This is a genomic window from Pseudomonas sp. GW821-FHT07F01, from assembly GCF_059418825.1.
Window position 1 is genome coordinate 1 of sequence record NZ_JBWKQO010000003.1, and the last position, 24,007, is coordinate 24,007.

General features: G+C 62.6%; 23 protein-coding genes. 20 read left to right on the forward strand and 3 right to left on the reverse strand.

What is annotated here, in order from left to right:
• Positions 1 to 204: 204 nt before the first annotated feature.
• Both AC07R1_RS10500 and AC07R1_RS10505 read right to left on the reverse strand, forming a co-directional pair.
• On the reverse strand, positions 205 to 1,425 hold the full coding sequence (locus AC07R1_RS10500; RefSeq protein WP_053154858.1) for a CaiB/BaiF CoA transferase family protein: 1,221 nt from the start codon (positions 1,423 to 1,425) through the stop codon (positions 205 to 207).
• 13 nt (positions 1,426 to 1,438) lie between these two features.
• Positions 1,439 to 2,620, reverse strand: a complete 1,182-nt coding sequence (locus AC07R1_RS10505; protein ID WP_011058503.1) for an acyl-CoA dehydrogenase — start codon at positions 2,618 to 2,620, stop codon at positions 1,439 to 1,441.
• A 159-nt stretch (positions 2,621 to 2,779) separates the two neighbouring features.
• Between AC07R1_RS10505 and AC07R1_RS10510 the strand changes: the two genes are divergently transcribed.
• The 11 genes from AC07R1_RS10510 (at position 2,780) to AC07R1_RS10560 (ending at position 12,910) form a co-directional block, all read left to right on the forward strand.
• Positions 2,780 to 3,679 (forward strand): LysR family transcriptional regulator, encoded by a 900-nt coding sequence (locus AC07R1_RS10510; RefSeq protein ID WP_011058502.1) that lies wholly within the window; start codon positions 2,780 to 2,782, stop codon positions 3,677 to 3,679.
• Between the two features lie 451 nt (positions 3,680 to 4,130).
• Entirely contained in the window at positions 4,131 to 5,252 is a 1,122-nt protein-coding gene (locus AC07R1_RS10515; RefSeq protein WP_019095630.1) for a Re/Si-specific NAD(P)(+) transhydrogenase subunit alpha, read from the forward strand.
• Positions 5,253 to 5,267: 15 nt separating this feature from the next.
• Positions 5,268 to 5,591: an NAD(P) transhydrogenase subunit alpha part 2 gene (locus AC07R1_RS10520; RefSeq protein ID WP_005783507.1), complete on the forward strand. Its 324-nt coding sequence runs from the start codon at positions 5,268 to 5,270 to the stop codon at positions 5,589 to 5,591.
• The gene (locus tag AC07R1_RS10525) at positions 5,591 to 7,027 is read left to right on the forward strand and encodes an NAD(P)(+) transhydrogenase (Re/Si-specific) subunit beta (RefSeq protein ID WP_495110514.1); all 1,437 of its coding nucleotides are present in this window, start codon (positions 5,591 to 5,593) and stop codon (positions 7,025 to 7,027) included. The genes AC07R1_RS10520 and AC07R1_RS10525 overlap by 1 nt, the downstream gene beginning before the upstream one ends.
• Positions 7,028 to 7,206: 179 nt before the next feature.
• Positions 7,207 to 8,700, forward strand: a complete 1,494-nt coding sequence (gene scpC, locus AC07R1_RS10530; protein WP_065364948.1) for a succinyl-CoA:acetate CoA-transferase ScpC — start codon at positions 7,207 to 7,209, stop codon at positions 8,698 to 8,700.
• A gap of 319 nt (positions 8,701 to 9,019) precedes the next feature.
• Entirely contained in the window at positions 9,020 to 9,235 is a 216-nt protein-coding gene (locus AC07R1_RS10535) for a DUF1127 domain-containing protein (RefSeq protein ID WP_011058498.1), read from the forward strand.
• Between the two features lie 268 nt (positions 9,236 to 9,503).
• Entirely contained in the window at positions 9,504 to 9,707 is a 204-nt protein-coding gene (locus AC07R1_RS10540) for a DUF1127 domain-containing protein (RefSeq protein WP_019095628.1), read from the forward strand.
• A gap of 167 nt (positions 9,708 to 9,874) precedes the next feature.
• Positions 9,875 to 10,192: a DUF2388 domain-containing protein gene (locus tag AC07R1_RS10545; protein ID WP_011058497.1), complete on the forward strand. Its 318-nt coding sequence runs from the start codon at positions 9,875 to 9,877 to the stop codon at positions 10,190 to 10,192.
• A gap of 103 nt (positions 10,193 to 10,295) precedes the next feature.
• Complete coding sequence (locus AC07R1_RS10550) at positions 10,296 to 10,604, forward strand: DUF2388 domain-containing protein (protein ID WP_011058496.1); 309 nt, start codon at positions 10,296 to 10,298, stop codon at positions 10,602 to 10,604.
• A gap of 27 nt (positions 10,605 to 10,631) precedes the next feature.
• Positions 10,632 to 10,952: a DUF2388 domain-containing protein gene (locus tag AC07R1_RS10555; RefSeq protein ID WP_011058495.1), complete on the forward strand. Its 321-nt coding sequence runs from the start codon at positions 10,632 to 10,634 to the stop codon at positions 10,950 to 10,952.
• Positions 10,949 to 12,910, forward strand: coding sequence for a DUF7844 domain-containing protein (locus AC07R1_RS10560; RefSeq protein WP_065364949.1), 1,962 nt, complete (start codon positions 10,949 to 10,951; stop codon positions 12,908 to 12,910). Before AC07R1_RS10555 ends, AC07R1_RS10560 begins: the two co-directional genes overlap by 4 nt.
• A gap of 103 nt (positions 12,911 to 13,013) precedes the next feature.
• On the opposite strand, the gene AC07R1_RS10565 is transcribed toward AC07R1_RS10560, so the two are convergent.
• Positions 13,014 to 13,415 (reverse strand): GFA family protein, encoded by a 402-nt coding sequence (locus AC07R1_RS10565; protein ID WP_065364950.1) that lies wholly within the window; start codon positions 13,413 to 13,415, stop codon positions 13,014 to 13,016.
• A 319-nt stretch (positions 13,416 to 13,734) separates the two neighbouring features.
• Between AC07R1_RS10565 and AC07R1_RS10570 the strand changes: the two genes are divergently transcribed.
• The 9 genes from AC07R1_RS10570 to AC07R1_RS10610 all read left to right on the forward strand — a co-directional run bounded on the left by AC07R1_RS10570 (position 13,735) and on the right by AC07R1_RS10610 (position 23,982).
• Complete coding sequence (locus tag AC07R1_RS10570; protein WP_015633664.1) at positions 13,735 to 15,042, forward strand: CitMHS family transporter; 1,308 nt, start codon at positions 13,735 to 13,737, stop codon at positions 15,040 to 15,042.
• 67 nt (positions 15,043 to 15,109) lie between these two features.
• Positions 15,110 to 15,877, forward strand: a complete 768-nt coding sequence (locus AC07R1_RS10575; protein ID WP_011058491.1) for a TerC family protein — start codon at positions 15,110 to 15,112, stop codon at positions 15,875 to 15,877.
• Positions 15,878 to 16,093: 216 nt separating this feature from the next.
• Complete coding sequence (locus tag AC07R1_RS10580; protein ID WP_011058490.1) at positions 16,094 to 17,752, forward strand: Na/Pi cotransporter family protein; 1,659 nt, start codon at positions 16,094 to 16,096, stop codon at positions 17,750 to 17,752.
• A 56-nt stretch (positions 17,753 to 17,808) separates the two neighbouring features.
• A complete protein-coding gene (locus AC07R1_RS10585) occupies positions 17,809 to 19,191 on the forward strand; it encodes a M16 family metallopeptidase (RefSeq protein ID WP_065364951.1) in 1,383 nt (460 codons plus the stop codon).
• A gap of 178 nt (positions 19,192 to 19,369) precedes the next feature.
• Positions 19,370 to 20,413, forward strand: a complete 1,044-nt coding sequence (locus AC07R1_RS10590; protein WP_015633662.1) for a DUF5924 family protein — start codon at positions 19,370 to 19,372, stop codon at positions 20,411 to 20,413.
• A gap of 54 nt (positions 20,414 to 20,467) precedes the next feature.
• A complete protein-coding gene (locus AC07R1_RS10595; RefSeq protein WP_011058487.1) occupies positions 20,468 to 21,616 on the forward strand; it encodes an ABC transporter permease in 1,149 nt (382 codons plus the stop codon).
• Positions 21,613 to 22,416: an ABC transporter ATP-binding protein gene (locus tag AC07R1_RS10600; RefSeq protein WP_011058486.1), complete on the forward strand. Its 804-nt coding sequence runs from the start codon at positions 21,613 to 21,615 to the stop codon at positions 22,414 to 22,416. The genes AC07R1_RS10595 and AC07R1_RS10600 overlap by 4 nt, the downstream gene beginning before the upstream one ends.
• A 1-nt stretch (position 22,417) precedes the next feature.
• Positions 22,418 to 23,356: an MlaD family protein gene (locus AC07R1_RS10605; protein ID WP_011058485.1), complete on the forward strand. Its 939-nt coding sequence runs from the start codon at positions 22,418 to 22,420 to the stop codon at positions 23,354 to 23,356.
• Positions 23,353 to 23,982: an ABC-type transport auxiliary lipoprotein family protein gene (locus AC07R1_RS10610; RefSeq protein WP_011058484.1), complete on the forward strand. Its 630-nt coding sequence runs from the start codon at positions 23,353 to 23,355 to the stop codon at positions 23,980 to 23,982. The genes AC07R1_RS10605 and AC07R1_RS10610 overlap by 4 nt, the downstream gene beginning before the upstream one ends.
• The last annotated feature ends 25 nt before the right edge of the window (positions 23,983 to 24,007 follow it).

Consider the following 24,007-nt stretch of genomic DNA (forward strand, 5'->3'; position numbering starts at 1 on the left):
TGTCGAAAACTGCGTAACTCGTTGAATCTCAAGGAGTTTTCCGTTTCGACTGCGCCGGAAGTGGGGCGAATTATAGACCTGTAGAATCTGCCGTCAAGGGTTAATTTGCATTTTCTATGAATAAGCTCAAAAGAACCCTCTAAGGATGCTTCTACAAGACTATATAGAGGCACAGGGTGCGCCTCTATATATAGAAGGGCGGCGCTACACCACTCGCGAATGCCTCAAGGCGTCCACAGCCTCGACCCGCATCCCCAATACACGTTGCAGAACCTCTGCAGTATGTTCGCCCAATAGAGGAGGGGCGTTACGGTACTCAACGGGGGTTTGCGAAAGACGAATCGGGCTAGCCACCTGAGGCACCATCCCAGCCAACGCGTGTGGCAGCTCCACAGCCAGGCCTCGAGCCACGACCTGAGGATCAGCAAACACCTGCGCCAGATCATTGATCGGCCCACAAGGCACCCCAGCCAGCTCCAGCTGGCTCACCCACTCCGCCGTAGTCTTGAATACTGTGGCCTGACGAATCAGCGGAATCAGCACCGCCCGATTGGCCACCCGCAGCTTGTTAGTGGCAAACCGAGGATCGTCCGCCCACTGCGGCTGACCCGCTACCTCGGCAAACTTGCGAAACTGCCCGTCATTACCCACGGTAAGGATGAAGTCGCCATCCGCCGTCGGAAAATCCTGATAGGGCACTATATTAGGGTGCGCATTACCCAAACGCTTGGGAGCGACCCCTGTGGTCAGATAGTTCATGGCCTGGTTGGCCAGGCAAGCGACCTGGACATCCAGCAATGCCATATCGATGTGCTGACCACAGCCCCCCTGATCTCGATGAGCCAGGGCCGCCAGAATCGCCACAGTGGAGTAGAGCCCGGTAAGGATGTCGGTCAAGGCCACACCCACTTTTACTGGCCCAGCCCCCTCATCACCCTCAGGTCGCCCAGTCAGGCTCATCAGACCACCCAAGCCCTGGATCATGAAGTCATAACCCGCGCGCTTGGCATAGGGCCCGGTCTGACCAAAACCGGTGATAGAGCAATAGATCAGCCGCGGATTGACGGCCTTGAGCGACTGATAGTCCAGACCGTAAGCCGCCAGCCCACCTACCTTGAAGTTCTCGATGACGATATCCGACTTGGCAGCCAGCTCACGCACCAACTGCTGCCCCTCAGGGCGCGTGAAGTCGATGGTCACCGACTGCTTGTTACGGTTGGCCGACAGGTAATAGGCAGCCTCCGTGGTGTTCTCGCCATAGGCATCTTTAAGGAAGGGCGGCCCCCAGGCGCGTGTATCGTCACCATTACCCGGACGCTCGACCTTGATGACCTCGGCCCCCAGGTCCGCAAGGATCTGCCCGGACCAAGGCCCGGCCAGTACCCGCGATAAATCCAGTACCCGCAGATGCGATAACGCGCCCATGGTCGCTCTCCTATTAATAGAACGCCTGGATACCGGTTTGTGCACGCCCGAGAATCAGCGCATGCACGTCGTGAGTACCTTCGTAGGTGTTGACCACTTCCAGGTTCACCAGGTGACGAGCAATACCGAACTCATCGGAGATCCCGTTGCCGCCCAGCATGTCACGGGCCATGCGCGCGATATCCAGGGACTTGCCGCAGGAGTTGCGCTTCATGATCGAGGTGATTTCCACCGCCGCAGTCCCTTCATCCTTCATCCGCCCCAGGCGCAGGCAGCCCTGGAGGGCGAGGGTGATTTCGGTCTGCATGTCCGCCAGCTTCTTCTGGATCAGTTGGGTTGCCGCCAGAGGACGACCGAACTGCTGGCGATCAAGGGTGTATTGACGTGCGGTGTGCCAGCAGAACTCCGCAGCCCCCAAGGCGCCCCAGGAGATGCCGTAACGCGCCGAGTTCAAGCAGGTAAAAGGTCCTTTGAGCCCACGCACATCCGGGAAGATGTTCTCTTCCGGCACGAACACGTTGTCCATGACGATTTCGCCGGTGATCGAGGCCCGCAGGCCGACCTTGCCGTGAATCGCTGGTGCACTCAGGCCCTTCCAGCCTTTCTCCAGGACAAAACCACGAATGTCGCCGGCATCATCCTTGGCCCAAACCACGAATACATCAGCAATCGGGCTGTTGGTGATCCACATCTTGCTACCAGTCAGGCTGTAGCCACCGTCCACTTTGCGTGCACGAGTAATCATCGCACCCGGGTCAGATCCATGGTTTGGCTCGGTCAGACCAAAGCAGCCAATCCATTCGCCGGACGCCAGTTTCGGCAGGTACTTCTGCTTTTGCGCCTCGGTACCAAACTCGTTGATCGGCACCATCACCAAGGACGACTGCACACTCATCATCGAGCGGTAGCCGGAGTCCACTCGCTCCACTTCACGAGCGATCAGGCCATAGCACACATAGTTAAGGCCGCTGCCGCCGTACTGCTCAGGAATGGTAGCGCCCAACAGGCCGACTTCACCCATTTCCCGGAAGATGGCCGGGTCGGTCTTCTCATGGCGGAAAGCTTCCAGAACCCGTGGTGCCAGCTTGTCTTGAGCGAACTGCTCGGCACTGTCGCGGACCATGCGTTCTTCTTCGGTGAGTTGCTGGTCCAGCAGAAGGGGATCGATCCAGTTGAAGCTTGCTTTACCGCCCATGAGTGAATCCTCGTGAAGTAGGTCAACTATCGTGGGACAGATCCTAGGCCTACGGTGCGCCCCCAGGCAAACGAGGATTTCGCATAGTGTTGTGCTAATTTCTCACTTCGTAATGGCCTAAACCGCCTTTTACAGCATCTATTAGTGAGATTGCCGTACATGCGCAGAAAGATCCCCAGTACCACCGCCTTAATCAGCTTCGAAGCCGCGGCACGTCATGAGAGCTTTACCAAGGCAGCCCAAGAGCTTTCCCTGACCCAGGGCGCGGTCTGCCGACAGATCGCCAGCCTTGAAGAGTTCCTCGGGCTGGAACTTTTCCGGCGTTCACGGCGGGGAGTCAAGCTCACTGAGGCCGGGCTGTCCTACAGCCGCCGGGTCGCCACACAACTGGACGCAGTGGAGCGCGACACACTTTCAGTGATGGGCCAGCAGGGGGCCAACGTCATCGAACTGGCGGTGGTTCCGACCTTCGGGACGCAGTGGTTATTGCCACGCCTGAAGGACTTCCAGCAGCAGCACCCCGAAGTCACGGTCAACCTGACCAACCGCACGCGCCCCTTCCTCTTTGCCGACACCCCCTTCGACGCCGCCATCTACTTTGGCGACGCCGATTGGTCAGGTACCCAGTCTCACTGGCTGATGGGCGAAAACCCGATGCCGGTGTGCAGCCCGGCAATGCTCGGCAAGCAGCAAGAGTTGAGCGCCGAGGCCATAGCCGAACTGCCCCTGCTGCAGCAGACCACGCGGCCTTATGCCTGGCGGCAATGGTTCAACTCACAGCAGCTGAATATCCCCCGCGACATGACAGGTCCGCGCTACGAGCTATTCTCCATGCTCGCCCAGGCCGCCATGCACGACATGGGTATCGCCTTGATTCCGCCCTTCCTTATCCAGCGCGAGCTGGCCGAAAAACGCTTGGTCATTGCCAACCCCCAGGCACTCTCGAGCATCAAGGCGTATTACCTGATGATTCCCGAACGCAAAGTGGAATCGGCCTCTTTACGGGCTTTTCGCGACTGGCTGGTGAACCAGGCAAACAGCTACAACCTTGAAAAATAAAGGCTCACAGCCAATAGCTGACCCCGTAGTCAAATAAATCAGAACCCTACAGATATAACTATTTGTCGCATTTTCACAGACTGTACCGACACCTTGAACAATCGTTCTACAAGCGCCTAACCACGCGGCTTGTAGGGTTTATTCAAGGGCAATGTAAGACTATTCATGTCACGGATGAGAAAAATCTTATTTTCCATAGCAAAGCCTTGAAAGGCACGGCTTACAAGGCTTTAACCTGGTACGTTGCGACATTCGGTCACGGGGTGACTTGTAGTTAATTTTCCGTCACTAGTCAGAATCCCTTGAAGGCCTCAAAGTTCGCCTGCAAAATGCCGCGCCCCGCTGTGATTTCAGCGGGATCGTGCTGATCGGCCGCCCCAGCCGCACCCTCCGAAGTGCGCTGGCCTTCTAAGAAAGATCGAAAGCAATAAGATCAAGCAGGAGATTTGACGTGCACATTGGTGTTCCTCTCGAAACCCAGACGGGTGAAACACGGGTTGCTGCAACCCCGGAAACCATCAAGAAACTGATCGGCCAGGGTCATAAAGTCACTGTGCAAAGCGGCGCCGGCATTAACGCCAGCGTGGTCGACAGTGCCTATGAAGCGGCAGGAGCCACCATTGGCAGCGCCAACGATGCCTTTGGCGCCGAGCTGATTCTCAAGGTCGTGGCGCCCAGCGACAGCGAACTGGCGCTGATCAAGAGCGGCACCGTGCTAGTGGGCATGCTCAATCCGTTCAGCAATGACACCATCGCCAAGCTGGCCGAGCGCGGGATCACCGCCTTCGCCCTGGAGGCCGCACCCCGCACCTCCCGGGCCCAGAGCCTGGACGTGCTGTCGTCCCAGGCCAACATCGCCGGCTACAAGGCCGTGCTGCTGGCTGCCCACTACTATCCGCGCTTCATGCCGATGCTGATGACCGCCGCCGGTACGGTGAAGGCTGCCCGGGTGCTGATTCTCGGCGCCGGTGTTGCCGGCCTGCAGGCCATCGCCACGGCCAAGCGCCTGGGTGCGGTGATCGAAGCTTCGGACGTGCGTCCGGCAGTGAAGGAGCAGATCGAATCCCTGGGCGCCAAATTCGTCGACGTGCCTTACGAGACTGACGAAGAGCGCGAGTGCGCCGTCGGTGTCGGCGGTTACGCGCGCCCCATGCCGGCCAGCTGGATGCAGCGCCAGGCTCAGGCCGTGCACGAACGCGCCAAACAGGCCGATATCGTCATCACCACCGCGCTGATTCCGGGCCGCAAGGCACCGACCCTGCTGAGCGCCGATACCGTGGCCCAGATGAAGCCCGGTTCGGTGGTCATCGACCTGGCAGCCGCTCAGGGCGGCAACTGCCCACTGACTGTGGCTGACCAGGTCGTAGTCGAGCACGGCGTGACCATCGTCGGCCCGACCAATCTGGCCGGGGCAGTGGCTGCCGACGCCTCGGCGCTGTACGCCCGCAACCTGCTGGACTTCCTGAAGCTTGTCTTCACCAAAGAAGGGCAGTTCGAAGTCAACCTCGAAGACGACATCGTCGCCGCGTGCCTGATGTGCCGCGACGGCCAAGTCATCCGCAAAAACGCCTAAGCAGGGATTCAGACGATGGAAGAGCTTATCTCCCCCGGTATCTACAACCTGATCATCTTCGTGCTGGCGATCTATGTCGGTTACCACGTGGTCTGGAACGTTACACCCGCACTGCACACCCCCCTGATGGCAGTGACCAACGCCATTTCCGCGATCGTCATCGTCGGCGCCATGCTGGCTGCCGCCCTGACCGTGACCCCGTTGGGCAAGACCATGGGCACCCTGGCCGTGGCCCTGGCTGCGGTCAATGTGTTCGGCGGCTTCCTGGTCACCCGTCGCATGCTGGAAATGTTCAAGAAGAAAGCGCCCAAAGCCGTGAAAGAAGAGGTGCAGAAATAATGAGCATGAACCTGGTAACAACCCTCTATCTGATCGCCTCGGTGTGCTTTATCCAGGCGCTCAAGGGCCTTTCGCACCCGACCACGTCCCGACGCGGCAACCTGTTCGGCATGCTGGGCATGGCCCTGGCGGTACTGACCACCATCGGCCTCATCTATAAGCTGGGCGCGGAACTGGCGAGCGCCGGCATCGGCTACGTCATCGTTGGCCTGCTGATCGGTGGTACCGCCGGTTCGATCATGGCCAAGCGCGTCGAGATGACCAAGATGCCGGAACTGGTGGCCTTCATGCACAGCATGATCGGCCTGGCCGCGGTGTTCATCGCCATTGCCGCCGTGGTCGAGCCTCAGTCCCTGGGCATCGTCAAGCACCTGGGCGACTCGATTCCCGCCGGTAACCGCCTGGAGCTGTTCCTTGGCGCAGCCATCGGTGCCATCACCTTCTCCGGTTCAGTGATCGCCTTCGGCAAGCTGTCGGGCAAGTACAAGTTCCGCCTGTTCCAAGGCGCACCGGTACAGTTCGCCGGGCAGCACAAGCTCAACCTGGTACTGGGCCTGGCCACCCTCGGCCTGGGCGTGACCTTCATGGTCAGCGGCAACCTCGGTGCTTTTGCCCTGATGCTGGCCCTGGCCTTCGTCATGGGCGTGCTGATCATCATCCCGATCGGCGGCGCCGACATGCCGGTAGTGGTGTCGATGCTCAACAGCTACTCGGGCTGGGCGGCAGCAGGGATCGGTTTTTCCCTGAACAACTCGATGCTGATCATCGCCGGCTCCCTGGTGGGCTCCAGCGGTGCAATCCTCTCCTACATCATGTGCAAGGCGATGAACCGTTCGTTCTTTAACGTGCTGCTGGGCGGTTTCGGCAACAGCGCCGATGCCGGCGGCCCAGCCGGTGCACAGGAAGCCCGCCCGGTGAAATCCGGTTCGGCCGACGATGCGACCTTCCTGCTGACCAACGCCGATACCGTGATCATCGTCCCCGGCTACGGCCTGGCGGTGGCACGCGCCCAGCACGCGCTGAAAGAACTGACCGAGAAGCTGACCCACCGCGGCGTGACCGTGAAATACGCGATCCACCCGGTAGCGGGGCGCATGCCCGGCCACATGAACGTCTTGCTGGCCGAAGCCGAAGTGCCTTACGACCAGGTGTTCGAGATGGAAGACATCAACTCCGAGTTCGGCCAGGCCGACGTGGTGCTGGTGCTGGGCGCCAACGACGTGGTCAACCCGGCGGCGAAGAACGATCCGAAGTCGCCGATTGCCGGCATGCCGATTCTCGAAGCCTTCAAGGCCAAGACCATCATCGTCAACAAGCGCTCCATGGCCAGCGGTTATGCCGGCCTGGACAACGAACTGTTCTACCTGGACAAGACCATGATGGTCTTCGGCGACGCCAAGAAGGTCATCGAAGACATGGTCAAAGCCGTCGAATAAAGCTGCTGTAGCGCAATACCCAAAACCTCAGCCTTTAGTAGGCTGGGGTTTTTTATTTACTCCATAAAGCCGACAGAAGGCTCTAGATCAGGGCCTTTCATTCGACCTTTGTCGCGCGGTGTTTTTTTTTGAAATCACTAGACTGCGCTTCTTGCTTCCGTTGCCCGAGATAACAATCCATGTACCGTGATCGTATCCGCTTGCCTTCGTTGTTGGATAAGGTGATGAGCGCCGCTGACGCTGCCGCCCTGATTGAGGACGGCATGACCGTCGGCATGAGCGGCTTCACCCGCGCCGGTGAAGCCAAGGCCGTGCCCCATGCCCTGGCCGAACGGGCCAAGGTAACGCCACTGAAAATCAGCCTGATGACCGGCGCCAGCCTGGGCAACGACCTGGACAAGCAGCTCACCGAAGCTGGCGTGCTGGCCCGGCGCATGCCGTTCCAAGTGGACAGCACCCTGCGCAAGGCGATCAACGCCGGCGAAGTGATGTTCATCGACCAGCACCTGTCGGAAACCGTCGAACAACTTCGCAACCAGCAGCTCAAGCTGCCGGACATTGCAGTGATCGAAGCTGTCGCCATCACTGAACAGGGCCATATCGTGCCGACCACCTCGGTGGGCAACTCCGCCAGCTTCGCGATCTTCGCCAAGCAGGTGATCGTCGAGATCAACCTGGCGCACAACCAGAATCTGGAAGGCCTGCACGACATCTATATCCCGACCTATCGCCCGACCCGTACACCGATTCCCCTGGTGAAGGTCGACGATCGCATCGGCAGCACGGCGATTCCGATCCCTGCGGACAAGATCGTCGCCATCGTCATCACTAATCAGTCGGATTCGCCGTCCACGGTTTCCACCCCGGACAGCGAGACCCAGGGCATCGCCAACCACCTGATCGACTTTCTCAAGCAGGAAGTGGATGCCGGGCGCATGAGCAACAAGCTCGGCCCGCTGCAGGCCGGTATCGGCAACATCGCCAACGCGGTGATGTGCGGCCTGATCGAGTCGCCATTCGAGAACCTGACCATGTACTCCGAAGTACTGCAGGACTCGACCTTCGACCTGATCGACGCCGGTAAGCTCAGCTTCGCCTCGGGCAGCTCCATCACCCTGTCGAGCCGGCGCAACGCCGACGTGTTCGGCAACCTGGAACGCTACAAGGACAAGCTGGTGCTGCGTCCGCAGGAGATCTCCAACCACCCGGAAGTGGTGCGCCGCCTGGGTATCATCGGCATCAACACCGCGCTGGAGTTCGATATCTACGGCAACGTCAACTCAACCCACGTCTGCGGCACGCGGATGATGAACGGCATCGGCGGCTCCGGCGACTTCGCCCGCAACGCACACCTGGCGATCTTCGTCACCAAGTCGATTGCCAAGGGCGGAGCGATTTCCAGCGTGGTGCCGATGGTCAGCCACGTGGACCACACCGAGCATGACGTCGACATCCTGGTGACCGAGATCGGCCTGGCGGACCTGCGCGGCCTGGCACCGCGGGAGCGGGCCCGGGTGATCATCGACAACTGTGTGCATCCTTCCTACCGCGACGCACTGAATGACTACTTCACCAAGGCCTGCGCCCTGGGTGGTCACACGCCGCATATCCTGCGTGATGCCCTGAGCTGGCACATCAACCTGGAAGAAACCGGGAAAATGCTCGTCGAGTAATTGATACAGTTGGCAGCTGACGCAAACACAGTTTCGTCAGCTTGCCGGCCGCTCGCCAGAGACCGCCAAAAACTGTACTGCTGTACCGGTATTTTCCCCGCCTAAAACCACTTGCCTCCCATCAAAAAGCACCGAAATGCACCATAAAGGTGCTGACAGGTACAGTTGCGCCTTTTCCGAACAGTACAGCCCCTATAAACAGTTAACTGGTCCTTCACAATACAGGTGAACTGTATCTACAGAGTCTTGCGCGGGAAGAGGATCATGGGCACCAGTTAAACCACTACCTGATCCCGCCACAAGCGGAAGGATGTCAACCATGGAACGTACACTCAGTTCCGAACTGTTCTTCGAAGACAAAGCTGAAAAAACCCAGGCTTCCCTGCCTCTGCGCGTTATCGCCAACCTGATGCTGTGGCAGCGCCGCATCTCCAGCCGCCATCAACTGGCTCGCCTGGATTCGCGTCTGCTGGCCGATGCCGGGATCAGCGAAGCACAACGCTACGAAGAGCTGAGCAAGCCGTTCTGGCGCTAACTCAGCGTCGCTGGCCCTGACCCACCGGGTCCACCGCCAGCACCCCGAATTGCACACAACAAGACCCGTCGCGGGAAACCGCGACGGGTCTTGTCGTTCTGGCCGCGGAAAACGCGCTACACAGCTGAAATACAGCCCGTTTCATCGGAACAGGTACAGTTTTATAAAACATAACAATTAACCAGTACAATTTAGCTCGATTGTATCTGTATCACCGCATCGAACCGCCGCACCATGAGGTTGCAGCCAGCTCATCGCTCGGCTGCTCATGGAGGCAAGCATCATGCACTCGTCCCCTGGCACCCACCTTCACTGCACGCCCTTCAAGCGCTGGCTCACGGCGCTCGCCAACACACGGGAGCGGGCCCGCACCCGTCACTTGCTGGCACAAATGGATGAACGACAACTCTCGGACAGCGGCATCAGCCACAGCGATCGGGCAGCGGAACTGCACAAACCCTTTTGGCGCTGAGGCCTGCCGCAACACTGTGCGAATGGGGCCGCTGAGCCTAATATCTGAGGCGACGTGGCGATTTTCATTCGAACTGCGTCAGAGCAATCAGACACAGCACCTCGCAGTGGCTGCCCGGCGTCTCACTCAGCGCCCTTAAATTGTCTGTTCATTCACAGGAGTTACCCATGTCCCGTCTCCGCCTGCTCAGCGCCGCCGCCCTGCTGGCCCTGGCTGCCAATGCCCACGCCACCAGCCTGATCGTGACCACCGACGCCATTGTCGGCGCGCTCAAGGCCACCACCGACGCCACCTCCGATGCCACTTCATCCCTGCGTGACAACAAGATTGTCCGTGCCGCCCGGGATGATGCCGCCAGTTTCGTCGCCACCGATGGCGCCATTCGCGGGGTAAAACTGGAAAGCGCATTTGCCCACATTCGCCAGCAAGCGCCTCAGTTGCAGGCCTCTGATGCACAGCTGGCCCAGGCCATCCTGGCAATCTGAAGCGTCTCGGTTTCAGGTGCCCCGGCGCACCTGAAACCCTCTGCGCTGGTCCTCCAAGGGGCATTGCGCTAGCCTTGGCGCTGGTTTTCAGCTGTCGAGACTCTTGGGTTTGTTCCGTATTTCGCTTTCCGCTCCCGTATTGATCGCCGCCTGTTGGGCCGGTTCGGTGCAGGCATTCGACCTCACCACCCAAAGCCTGGTTGTCACCGTCTATGCGACAGGCCAGGTGACCTCGGCGCCCTTCGACCATAAACTGCTGCTTGCTGCCCAGGATGACGCCGCTGCCTTCGTGGCAACCGACGGCCAACTGCGCGGCGCCCGCCTGGAGTCTGCGCTGGAATACCTGCGCCAGGACCCGGCAAAACTTCATGCCAGCGACCTTGAACTGGCGCAGGCAATTCTCGTCCAATAACCATCCCTGTTCTTCCGGAGTCGTTCCATGCGTAGCCCGCTGATTGCCGCCACCCTTGGCCTGCTGTTGTTGGCCGACGTGGCCCAGGCACACACCCTGGTGGCCACCAGTAACATCATCGTCCGCGCCTCTGGCCGCACGATCGATTTCACCTCGGACACCACCACTTCGATCCGTGACTCCAAAGTCGTGCGCGAAGCCCACGACGATGCCGCCAGCTTCGTCGCCAGCAACGGTGATATCCGCGGCGCGCAACTTGAAGCGGCGTTCAATGCCCTGCGCACGCAGCTGCCAGAAGCCCGCGACGCCAGCGACCAGGTGCTTGCCGAAGCCATCCTGGCCCTGTGAAACCACTCCTAGCCTGGCTGCTGGCCGGGACCCTGGGGCTGCTCTGCGGCACCGCCCAGGCCGACCTGCAACTGCGCCTCAAGACCGATGGCTTGAGCCCGGCGCAGCAACACGCCAGCCAGGCACTGCTGGATGAAGCGAGGCAGGCGTTGCCGCCGCGTTTCATCCAGCAACTGGATCGCACCATTGATGTCGGCTGGACCGACCGAATGCCCGACAACGCCTATGGCGAGGCATCCCTGGTGTCGGAACTGGACCTCAACCGAGCCTTGCTGCCCAGCCTGACCGACGGCTCCGCCGCCACCCAGAAGACCAGCCGCCCCCATGGCACCGTGCGCCGGGAAATGCTCGCCACGGTACTCCATGAACTGACCCACATTTATGATCGCGCGCGTTTATGGCCCGGTGCCGAGCGTAGCCTGATCCAGCGCTGCACCCGCAAGAACAGCACCTCCGGGCTGATCGGCCTGCCGGATGAGTGTCGCGGCCAGAATGACCGGCGCTTCACCCTCAGCGATGATCCACGGCTGCTGGATCTGGCCGGTTGGCCGCAATACGTCGGCCGCCGTGGCGAACGCGAGCAGCACAACCGTCAGGTCGCCCGCAGCCCGGACATCTACGAGATCACCAACCCGAAGGAATTCGTCGCGGTGAACATGGAGTACTTCCTTCTCGATCCGAGCTACGCCTGCCGCCGCCCGGCGCTGTACCGCTATTACCAGGAACATTTCGGCTGGGCGCCGGCCGCCAAGGACAGCTGCGCCAAGTCCTTCGCCTTCCTCAACGCCGGCAACGACTTCGCCAAGACGCCCCTGGGGCAGGTGGACCCGGAGCGGGTCTACGCGGTGGACTACCTGCTGGCCGAAGCCAACCAGAACTGGGTCAGCCGCTGGGGCCACAGCATGCTGCGCCTGGTGATCTGCGCCCCGGGCCGCCCCCGCGGGCCGGATTGCCGGCTGGACCTGGACCAGCACCTAGTGCTGTCCTACCGCGCCTTCGTTGGTGACGTGCAGCTCTCCAGCTGGGACGGCCTGGTGGGCAAGTACCCTTCGCGGCTGTTTGTCCTGCCGCTGTCCCAGGTCATCGACGAGTACACCAAGACCGAGCTGCGCAGCTTGGCCTCGGTGCCGTTGAAGCTGTCACGCAGCGAGATCGAGGAAGTGGTGGAGCACGCCGCCGAGATGCATTGGAGCTACGACGGCAACTATTACTTCCTGTCCAACAACTGCGCAGTGGAAAGCCTCAAGCTGCTGCGCAGCGGCAGCAACAACAAGCAACTGATCGGCCTCGACAGCATCATGCCCAACGGCTTGCTGGAGGTGCTCAAGGGCAGGGGGCTGGCGGACACCAGCGTGCTCGACGACCCGCGCGAGGCGCTGCGCCTGGGGTATCGCTTCGACTCCTTCCGCGACCGCTACCAGGCGATGTTCGAGGTGATCAAGAAGCGCCTGCCGATCAAGCAGGCCAGCGTCGAAGACTGGCTGTCGCTGAGCGCCGAGGAACGCCGGCACTGGTTCGACCAGGCCGACCTGCGCACCAGCGCCGCCTTGCTGCTGCTGGAGCAGGCCAGTTATCGCCGGCAACTGCTGCTGGCTCAGGACGAGGTCAAGCAGCGCTACCTGGGGGCTCGCGAGCTGAAAAATGGTGGTATGGAGCAGGCCAACAAGACCCTGCAGCAGATCCTCGCCAACAGCGGCTTCCTCAGCCGCCCGGCAGAATTGCTGGGCAGCGGCGGCTACGGCCTGCCTCAGCCCGCTGAATGGCAACGCCTGGAGTCCGAGAGCAGCCAGCGGCAGAAGCAACTGCAATCCTTGACCGGTGACCTGGACAAGGAAGTGCGAGCCCTGCTGGAACCGGCCCGAGCGGCGGAAATCGCCGCCAACGAGGCCAACCTGAAGCTGGTGGGCGAGCATCTGCGGACGCTGCACAAGGCGGCAGGCGGGTTGGAACTGCCGTAGCGCTGCCAAGCCCGCGAGGCTGCGAAAAGGACCGAAGGGCCTTGCTGGGCGGCCTTGAGAGCCTCGCGACCGCTACACGCTCGTGCGCAGCCTACGGCAGCGGCTACAGGGTTTCCTGCGGTTCTTGCGGCAGGTGCTCGTCCAAATGCAACCAGGGCAGGCGGCTGTCGGTCCAGATATGCCGGTCTGCAGGCGCCAGTTCCGGGTGATCCAGGGTGGCGATGGTGACATCGATGCTGTCTGGGCTCAGGTGGGTGATCAGCGCCAAATGAGCACCACAGTTGCCGCAGAAATAGCGCGCACAACTTCCAGATGAGTCGTACCGGGCGGGAACGCCTTCCAGCCATTCGAAAGCCGAGGCGGACAGGGTGATCCAGGTGGTCACCAGACCGCCACTGACCCGGCGGCAGATCGAGCAATGGCAGTGGGCGATGTCCCGCAACGGGCCGCTGAACTGGTAACGCAGCCGCCCGCAGTGGCAGCCTCCGGTGTGCAACTCTCTCATGTGCATGTCTCCCTGGCGCCGATAGCCATCACTTTATGCCGCTGGTCGCCTGCTGCAACATCCGTTCGTTCCTTTCAGCGACGAAAGCTGGCTGAAAGCTTCCCCCATTAGGATCGCCTCCACTACCGGCAACAGACCGGTTGGCCACAGCGGGCGTTTCTCGCGCTCCCGGCCCTATTAACAACAACAATGGTGATTCTGATGTCCGCTCCTACCCGCCTGTTTGCTGCAACTCCTCCCGTACGCCTCGTGCTTGCCGTTCTGCGCTGATCCCACCCGGTTCGCCATTCCCTAGCCGCGCTACGCCTGGAGTAATCCCATGCTGACTTTCCTTGGCTTTGCCATGGTCATCACCTTCATGTTCCTGATCATGACCAAGCGCCTGTCGGCGCTGATCGCCCTGATCATCGTGCCCATCCTGTTCGCGCTGTTCGGTGGCTTTGCGCCGAAGATCGGCCCGATGATGCTCGAAGGCATCACCAAGCTCGCGCCCACCGGCGTGATGCTGATGTTTGCCATCCTCTACTTTGCCTTGATGATCGACTCCGGCCTGTTCGACCCGGCCGTGCGCAAGATCCTCAAGCTGGTCAAGGGCGACCCGCTGAAGGTCTCGGTGGGCACTGCGGTACTGGCCCTGGTGGTGTCCCTGGACGGTGACGGCGCCACCACCTACATGATCTGCGTGGCCGCCATGCTGCCGCTGTACAGCCGCATCGGCATGAGCCCGCGAATCATGGCCGGCCTGATCATCCTCGCCGGCGGGGTGATGAACATGACCCCCTGGGGCGGCCCGACCGCCCGCGCGGCCAGCGCCCTGCACGTGGACCCGTCGGACATCTTCGTGCCCATGATCCCGGCCATGCTGGCCGGCGTGGTGGCGATCCTGGCGATCGCCTACATGTACGGCAAGCGGGAAAGGGCGCGCCTGGGTGAACTGCACCTGGCGGGCGACGAGATCGACCACAGCGAGATCAGCGTGTCGCAGTACCCCGACGCTCGTCGTCCCAAGCTGATCTGGTTCAACGGCGCCCTGACCTTCGCCCTGATGTGCGCGCTGATCGCCGGGCTGCTGCCGTTGCCGGTGCTGTTCATGGTGGCCTTCAGTATCGCCATGATCGTCAATTATCCCTGCCTGCAGCAGCAGAAGGATCGGGTCGCGGCCCACGCCGGCAGCGTGCTGGCGGTGGTCGGGCTGATCTTCGCGGCGGGCATCTTCACCGGCATCCTGTCCGGCACCGGCATGGTGGATGCCATGTCCAAGAGCCTGCTGGCGGTGATCCCGGAAGCCCTGGGGCCGTACCTGGCGGTGATTACCGCGCTGGTGAGCATGCCGTTCACCTTCTTCATGTCCAACGATGCCTTCTACTACGGCGTGCTGCCGGTGCTGGCCGAAGCCGCCAGCCACTACGGCATCACCGCGGTGGAAATGGCCCGTGCGTCGATCGTCGGCCAACCCGTGCACTTGCTCAGCCCGCTGGTACCCTCGACCTACCTGTTGGTGGCCCTGGCCGGTATCGAGTTCGGCGATCACCAGCGCTTCACCCTCAAGTGGGCAGTGCTGGTCTGCCTGTGCATAATGTTCGCCGCTTTGCTGATGGGGATTTTTCCGCTGTTCAGCACTCTATAAAAGCAATGCTTCTGCGCCCGGGCCGGCCTCACGGCCCGGGCTATAACACTCGCTCAAAGGAATACACATGGAATGGCTGACCAACCCGGAAATCTGGGTTGCCTTCTTTACCCTGACTGCCCTGGAGATCGTCCTGGGCATCGACAACATCATCATGATCTCGATCCTGGTCAGCCGCATGCCCAAGCACATGCAGGCGCGCACGCGAATCTTCGGTCTGGCGCTGGCGATGGTCACGCGCATTCTGTTGCTGCTGTCGATCACCTGGGTCATGCGCCTCACGGCCGACCTGTTCGTGGTCTTCGGCCAGGGCATTTCCGGGCGTGACCTGATCCTGTTCTTCGGTGGCCTGTTCCTGCTGTGGAAAAGCTCCCAGGAGATGTACCACGCCCTGGAAGGCGAGGACGAAACCATTGATGAGCCCAAGGGCAAGGGCGGCAACTTCCTCTACACCATCATCCAGATCGCCATTATCGACATCGTCTTCTCCCTGGACTCGGTGATCACCGCCGTGGGCATGGTTTCCCATGTGCCGGTCATGGTGGCGGCCATCATCGTCGCGGTGCTGGTGATGATGCTGGCGGCCGGGACCATCAGCGAATTCATCGACAAGCACCCGTCGCTGAAAATGCTCGCGCTGTCCTTCCTGCTGGTGGTGGGTACGGTCCTGATCGCCGAAGCCTTCGAAGTGCACGTGCCAAAAGGCTACGTCTACTTCGCCATGGCCTTCTCCCTGGCGGTGGAAGCCATCAACATCAAGATGCGCACCGCCATCGCGAAAAAGAAAAAACAGCAGGACCCGGTGAAACTGCGCAAGGACGTTCCTGGTCAATAATCCGGGAATGCGCTGAATGGAAAAGGGGCTCTCGGGCCCCTTTTCTGCGTCTGCAGGAAGCTGTTTTCATGACAGTTTTGTTTCAATCGCCGGTTTGGCTATGCGATGCTGGCGCCTCGTGCGTTAGCCAACTACAGCTTAAGTACATAACGTAGAACGTCGCGCAACAACGTCCACTCGCCCCGCTTGGGGCACTTCACCCCAGGGGGGGCCTCTATGCTGACCCTGCTCAATCTGCTTTCCGCCGTGGCCCTGCTGATCTGGGGTACGCATATCGTCCGTACCGGCATCCTGCGGGTCTACGGCTCCAACCTGCGCCACGTGATCGGCCAGAACATGGCCAGGCGGCCACTGGCGTTCATTGCCGGGATCCTGGTCACGGCCATGGTCCAGAGCAGCAACGCCACGGCGATGCTGGTGACGTCCTTTGTCGGCCAGGGCCTGATGGCGCTGACCCCGGCGCTGGCCACCATGCTCGGCGCCGACGTCGGTACCGCGCTGATGGCCCGGGTACTGACCTTCGACCTGTCCTGGCTGTCGCCGCTGCTGATCTTCCTCGGGGTGATCTTCTTTCTCTCGCGCAAGCAGACCCGCGCCGGCCAGCTGGGCCGGGTCGGCATCGGCCTGGGGCTGATCATCCTGGCCCTGCAACTGATCGTCGAAGCCGCGGCCCCCATCACCCATGCCCAGGGCGTGAAGGTCCTGTTCGCCTCGCTGACCGGCGATATTCTCCTGGATGCACTGATGGGTGCGGTGTTCGCCATGGTGTCCTATTCCAGCCTGGCGGCGGTGCTGCTCACCGCGACCCTGGCCGGCGCCGGGGTCATCAGCCTGCCGGTGGCCATCGGCCTGGTGATCGGCGCCAACATCGGCAGCGGGGTACTGGCCTTCCTCAGCACCAGCATGCAGAACGCCGCCGGGCGCCAGGTCGCGCTGGGCAGCCTGCTGTACAAGCTCATCGGCCTGCTGCTGATCATCCCGGTGCTCGACCCACTGGCCCACTGGATGGACAGCCTGGACTTCAGCCCCCAGGAAGTGGTGATCGGCTTCCACCTGCTGTACAACACCGCCCGCTGCCTGTTGCTGCTGCCCACTGTCGGCCCCATGGCCCGGCTCTGCGCCTGGCTGCTGCCGGAGCGCCCCCAGGAAAACGGCCGCGCTCGCCCGCGGCACCTGGACCCTACCGCCCTGGCCACGCCGAGCCTGGCCCTGGCCAACGCCGCCCGCGAAACCCTGCGCATCGGTGACCTGATCGACAGCATGCTGGAGGCGATGCGCGACGCGCTGCAGGGCAAGCAGACCGCCATCACCCAGGAGCTGCGCGCCCTCAGCGACGACGTCGAAGCGCTGTACAGCGCCATCAAGCTGTACCTGGCGCAGATGCCCCGGGAAGACCTCAGCGACCAGGACAGCCGGCGCTGGGCCGAAATCATCGAACTGGCGTTCAACCTCAAGCTGGCCAGCGATCTGATCGAGCGAATGCTGCGCAAGGTCCAGCAGCAGAAGACCTCCCAGCGCCGCTCCTTCTCCGAGGTTGGCCTGGAAGAGTTGACCGGGCTGCACGCGCAACTGATCGCCAACCTGCGCCTGGGGCTCTCGGTGTTCCTGAGCGCCGACCCGGAAAGCGCGCGCCAGCTGCTGCGGGAAAAACGCCGTTTCCGCGCCCAGGAGCGGCGCCTGGCCCACGCCCACGTCAGCCGCCTGCAACGCAAGATCGTCCAGAGCATCGAGACCAGTTCGCTGCACCTGGAGCTGATCGCCGACATGAAGCGCCTCAACTCCCTGTTCTGCAGCAGTGCCTACGTGGTTCTGGAAACCTCGGACACCGGCGCGCTGGAGGTCGAAGAGATGGCTGACATCACTCATTCACCCTGAACGTCCACAGTCCCACGAAGTCTGTAGAACTTACGCACGCCGTAAGGAAGCTTGTTATGCGTTGTCTGTTATTCGCCTGCCTGTTGCTGGGCAGTGCACAAGGATGGGCTTTGGATCGTTTCCAGGTCGAAGGCTACACCCTGCCCAATGGCCTGCAACTGCTGCTCAAGCCCGGCAGCGAACGCGGCCACGTGGCGATCCGCCTGGTGGTGGGAGTGGGCCTGGACGACTTCGCCTGTGCCGACAAGGAGTTGCCGCACCTGCTGGAACACCTGCTGTTCAGCGGCGTGGATGACAGCGGGGAAGGCGGCCTGGAAGAACGCATGCAGGCCCTGGGCGGCGAATGGAATGCCTACACCAGCAATGCCGACACCACCTTCGTCATCGAGGCCCCGGCGCGCAACCAGCGCAAGGTCCTGGACCTCTTGCTGTCGCTGCTGACCCATACCCGCCTGGACGACAACGCCGTGGCCGCGGCCAAGCAAGTGGTGGAACGCGAAGGCGGGGGTCACTATTCGCACCTGCAACGCTGGCTCGACCGCCAGGACCTGGGACACAAGGCAGGCAACCAGCTGGCGGTGGAACTGGGGCTCAAATGCGCCGAACGCGCCGAGGTCGGGAACCTGACCCTGGCCCAGCTGGAGCAGGTACGCAAGGACTGGTACGCCCCGAACAACATGACCCTGATCGTGGTGGGCGAGCTCGATCGCCTGCTACCGGCCTACCTGGAGCGCACCTACGGTGCCCTGGAGCCGGTGGAGCCCAGCGAACACCCCGACCTGCCGCAGATCCAGGGCACCGCCGCCCCTGAGCGCACCCTGGTCCATGGCTGGGTAGGGCAGAGCGCGCAACTGCACTGGCTGTTTCCCGAGCCCGTGCTGGACCAGCAGCACGACGAGACCTTCGACCTGCTCAAGGACTACCTGGACTGGGCGCTGTATCGCCAACTGCGTCTTGAGCACGAATTGTCCTACGGCCCCTGGAGTGATCGGGAAGTCTTCGGTGGCGTGGGCTTTCTCAGCCTCAATGCCGACCTTGAGCGCGACGACCTGCCCCAAGCCCGGCAAGTGGTAGAGCAGCTCAAGGCACGGCTGCTCAAGGACGGCCTCGACCCGGCCGCCTTCGCCCGCCTGAAACAGGCTGCCATCGATCGCCAGGCCTGGGCCGTGCAGGGCAACAGCGCCCTGGCGGACTATTACTGGAGCGCCCTCGGGGACTTCGACAACGGCCGCTTCAGCGACCCGGCCAAGCGCCTGAAAGCAGTGAGCCTGGAACAGGCCAACCTGGCCCTGCGCCAGCTGCTGCAGCAGCCGGGCTACCTGCGCATCGAACAACCGCTACTCAGTGACGAACAACTGCTCTGGCTGATCGGCGGCCTGCTGTCCCTGATCCTGCTCGGCAGCTTCGGCGTCTACCTGCTGCGCCGCCGGGCCCGCTGACCCATGGCCAGGGAGCTTGCTCCCGCCGGGCCGCGCAGCAGCCCCAGGGACAGGGCAATGCAATCACCTTGGCCGGATTACCTCGCCAGCGCGTGCGCACCTGAGCAAGCTCCCTCGCCACGGACCGCCGCCGACGTTATCCTGTCGCGGTTTTTCCTGCCCTGACTGTGATCCCCCGATGCCGAACCTGACCCTCCTCATCCAGCGCATTCTCGAACTGATGAAGCGCTATCCGGGGATCATTGCGCTCGGCGGTTTCATCTCCGGGGTCGGCAGCTTCATCCTGGTGGACCGGCAACAGAGCCTGGCCTCGTGGATCGCCGTGATCCTGCTGGTGAGCTGGGTCTGGCTGATGCTGGAGAACAGCCTGACCCAGCTGTTCACCAAGGTCTTCAAGCGCGAGATCCCGCAGCCGCTGCTGCGCTATGCGACGCAGATGATCCACCAGGAAAGCCTGTTCTTCGTCCTGCCGTTCTTTTTCATCACCACCAGCTGGAACAGTGGCCAACTGGTGTTCACCGGCCTGCTCGGCGCCGCGGCGCTGATTTCCATCACTGACCCGCTGTACTACAAATGGCTGGCCCCGCGCCGCTGGCTGTTCCTGGCGCTGCACACCCTGACCCTGTTCGCCGCCTTGCTCACGGCCCTGCCGCTGATCCTGCACCTGACCACCGCCCAGAGCTTCAAGCTGGCCCTGGGCATCGCCATGCTCCTGTCCTTTCCGAGCCTGGCCTCGATCCTGCCGATCCGCAGCCTGCGCAGTGCCCTGACCGTGCTGGCCATTACCCTGGCCATCGGCAGCACCGGCTGGCTGCTGCGCTCCTGGGTGCCGCCGGCCACCCTGTGGCTGACCGAGGATGCCATCAGCACCCAGCTCCAGGATCGCACCCCGGGCGACAGCCTGGAGCAGATCAGCACCGCCCAGGTAAGCAGCACCGGCCTGTACGCCTACACCGCGATCAACGCCCCCCGGGGCCTGGACGAGCGCATTTACCACGTCTGGCAATTCAACGGCAGCGAGGTGGATCGCGTCGCCCTGGACATCCATGGCGGGCGCAAGGAAGGCTACCGTGCCTGGTCCCACAAGCAGAATTTCCCCGCCAACCCGGCGGGCGACTGGCAGGTGCGGGTGATCACCGAGGACGGCCAGGTGATCGGCGTGCTGCGCTTCGAGATCACCGCTCCAGATCAAGACGCGGCCAAGACCGGCGAGGCAAAGTAACCGGGATCGTGCTATTACGTAGCACTGCGAAATGGCCACACAAGCTCGGAGCTTATGACTAGCAGCGTGACGCCCGGCACCGCTCAACTGGACCTTGCCCACTCCCCGGCGCAATTGCGCATCGGCGGCGACTGGACGCTGGCGCACTACAGCGACCTCAAGCGCCTCAGCCAATCCCTGGACGGCCGCTACGACAGCAGCACCCATATCGACCTCAACGGCCTGGGTGCCCTGGACACCGCCGGCGCATCGCTGCTGGTGGAGCTGCTGGGGGCAGAACGCCTGGGGCAGTCCGCCGAACACCCCGACTGCACCTTGTCCGCCGCCGACCGCGCGCTGCTGCACACGGTCTACACCTCGTTGAACGACTTCTGCGTACCGGTCAAGGAACCGGAGATCTCGGTCAGCGTGCAATTGCTTTCGCGCATTGGCAGCGCGGTCTATACCGTCTGGCAGGACACCCTGAAGGTCCTGGGCTTCATCGGCCTGATCCTGGAAACCCTGGCCCGCGGCCTGCTGCGCCCCAAGCGCTGGCGCATCACCCCGGTGGTGGCACACATCGAACAGACCGGCCTCGACGCGGCGCCCATCGTCGCCCTGCTGACCTTTCTGGTGGGAGCGGTGGTGGCCTTTCTCGGCGCCACCGTGCTGGCCAACTTCGGCGCCAGCATCTTCACCGTGGACCTGGTGGCATTTTCCTTCCTGCGGGAATTCGGCGTACTGCTCACCGCGATTCTCATGGCCGGGCGCACCGCCAGCGCCTTCACCGCGCAGATCGGCTCGATGAAGGCCAATGAAGAGATCGACGCCATCCGCACCCTGGGCCTGGACCCGGTAGAACTGCTGGTGCTGCCTCGGGTCCTGGCCCTGCTGGTGTCGCTGCCGATGCTGACGTTCCTGGCGATGCTTTCGGGGATAGTCGGTGGCGCGGTGGTCTGCGCCCTGTCCCTGGATATCTCCCCGGCGATGTTCCTCTCGCTGCTGCATTCGGATATCGGCGTGAAGCACTTCCTGCTGGGCCTGGTGAAAGCGCCGATCTTCGCCTTCCTGATCGCCGCCATCGGCTGCCTGGAAGGCTTCAAGGTCAGCGGCAGCGCCGAGTCGGTGGGCGCCCACACCACCTCCAGCGTGGTCCAGTCGATCTTCGTGGTGATCGTCATCGATGCCGTGGCCGCGCTGTTCTTCATGGAGATGGGCTGGTGAGCCGGCCGCCACGCGCGCCGGCGAAGGCGGTGATCGAGGTCCGTGGCCTGTGCAACCGCTTCGGCAAGCAGAGCGTGCACGAGAACCTCGACCTGGATGTGTACCAGGGCGAGATCCTCGGCGTGGTCGGCGGCTCGGGCAGCGGCAAGTCGGTACTGCTGCGCAGCATCGTCGGCCTGCGCCAGCCCAGCGAAGGCTCGGTGCGGGTATTCGGCCAGGACCTGCCAAGCCTGCCGGAACAGCAACGTTCGCTGATCGAACGACGCTTCGGCGTACTGTTCCAGAAGGGCGCGCTGTTCACCTCGCTGACCGTGACCGAGAACGTCGCCCTGCCATTGATCGAGCATGCCGGCCTGTCCCGTGCCGATGCCGAACACCTGGCGGCGGTCAAGCTGGCCCTGGCCGGCCTGCCGCTGTCGGCGGCCGACAAATACCCGGCCTCGCTCTCTGGCGGGATGATCAAGCGCGCTGCCCTGGCCCGGGCGCTGGCCCTGGACCCGGACATCCTGTTTCTCGACGAACCCACCGCCGGCCTCGACCCGGTGGGCGCCGCCGCCTTTGACCAGTTGATCCTGACCCTGCGCGATGCCCTGGGGCTCAGTGTGTTCCTGGTCACCCACGACCTGGACACCCTCTACACCATCACCGACCGGGTGGCGGTGCTGGCGCAGAAAAAGGTACTGGTGGCGGATGCCATCGATATCGTCGCCGAGACCGACGACGAATGGATTCACCAATACTTCCATGGCCCTCGCGGCCGCGCGGCCTACCAGGCCGCTACACAGACCAACGAGGGATGACATGGAAACCCGAGCCCATCATGTACTGATCGGCCTGTTCACCGTGATCGTGGTGGCCGGCGCCTTGCTGTTCGGCCTGTGGCTGGCCAAGTCCAGCGTCGACAGCGCCTTCCAGGACTACCAGATCGTCTTCAACGAGGCGGTCAGTGGCCTGTCCAAGGGAAGCTCCGTGCAATACAGCGGGATCAAGGTCGGTGATGTGGTCAACCTGCGCCTGGACCCCAAGGACCCGCGCCGGGTGCTGGCACAGATCCGCCTGGGCAGCGAGACGCCGATCAAGGAGGACACCCAGGCCAAGCTGGCCCTGACCGGCATCACCGGCACCTCGATCATCCAGCTCAGCGGCGGCACGCCGCAAAGCCCGACCCTCAAGGGCAAGGACGGCGAACTGCCCACCATCATCGCCTCACCGTCGCCCATCGCCCGCCTGCTGAACAACAGCAACGACCTGATGACCGGGGTCAACCTGCTGCTGCACAACGCCAACCGCATGTTCTCCCCGGACAACGTGGCCCGGGTCAGCAGCACCCTGGACAACCTGCAGAAGACCTCCGCCAGCATCGCCGAGCAGCGCGACGACCTGCGCCAGCTGATGCAGCAACTGGGCTCCATCAGCAAGCAGACCGGCGCCATGCTGGAACAGACCACCGCGCTGATGCGCAATGCCAACGGCCTGCTCAACGACCAGGGCAAGCAGATGTTCGGCAGCGCCGAGCACGCCATGCGCTCCCTGGAGCAAAGCAGCGCCACCCTGAACAAACTGCTGAGCGACAACCAGGACTCGCTGAACAACGGCATGCAGGGCCTCAACGGCCTGGCGCCAGCCGTCCGCGAGCTGCGCGAGACCCTGAGCTCGCTGCGGGCCATCACCCGGCGCCTGGAAGCCAACCCCGGCGGTTACCTGCTGGGTAACGAGAAGAACAAGGAGTTCACGCCATGAAGCGTGCCTATCGCCTGCTTGCCCCCCTGGGCCTGAGCGCCGCCCTGGCCCTGACCGGGGCCTGCTCGATACTGCCCAAGGGCGAGCCGCTGGACATCTATCGGCTGCCGGTAAGCCAGGCCGGCGCCACGGCGCCGAACCAGGCCCTGCCGTGGTCCTTGCAGTTGCTCAAGCCCCAGGCCGGGGATGCGCTGAACAGCGCACGGATCGCGGTGATTCCCCAGGGCAACCTGATCAGCAGCTACAAGGCTTCGCGCTGGAGCGACCCGGCACCGATCCTGCTGCGCAACCGCCTGCTGGACGGCTTCCAGCGCGATGGCCGGGTCCAGCTATTGAGCACCGATGACAGCAACCTGCAGACCGACCTGGCCCTGGGCGGCGACCTGCAAGCCTTCCAGACCGAATACCAGGGCAACGCCGCCCAGGTGGTGATCCGCCTGGATGCGCGGCTGATTCGTGGCTACGACCAGAAGATCCTCGCCAGCCGGCGCTTCGAAGTGCGCCAAGCGCTGGCTGAAACCGGGGTGCCGGCGGTGGTCACAGGATTTGGCCAGGCCGGCGACGCGCTGACCCGGCAAGTGGTGGATTGGGCAGTGGGGCAGGGCAATCGGGCGCTGAAACATTGAGAGCCCTTTCGCCGGCAAGCCGGCT